The sequence below is a fragment of the Salinarimonas soli genome (genome assembly GCF_008386575.1).
Lineage (GTDB): Bacteria > Pseudomonadota > Alphaproteobacteria > Rhizobiales > Beijerinckiaceae > Salinarimonas_A > Salinarimonas_A soli.
In genome coordinates, this window is record NZ_VUOA01000234.1 from 1 (window position 1) to 327 (window position 327).

The window sequence follows — 327 nt, forward strand, 5'->3', positions numbered from 1 at the left end:
TGCGTGCTTGTCTGGCTAGTCTGATTTCATCACGTTCCTTGATGCGGTATTCCTTGACGTACTGTTCAGCCCTCTTGAAGATTTCCCTCTTCTTCTTGATGGCAGAAGAACGCCTCTTTAGCGTAACCTGTAATCTCCTAGTGCGAAGAGCCTCTCTCCTCTTACGATGCTTGAGCACTGACTCTGGTACAGCAGGCAGCTTCTTACTGTCTTCCTTCCCTTTGACGGGCTTCTTCTCGGCCGCAGCCTTCTTGTCGGTAGCCGCAGCCTTCTTTTCTGTAGTCGCAACCATCGTGCTGCGAGGCAAAACTCCACGCGGCACGTGTG

The 327-nt window shown here is 52.3% G+C and carries 1 protein-coding gene; it reads right to left on the reverse strand.

Annotation, left to right across the window (positions count from 1 at the left end):
- Positions 1 to 327: hypothetical protein (locus tag F0L46_RS27920; protein ID WP_149822433.1), on the reverse strand; the 327-nt coding region annotated here is incomplete at both ends.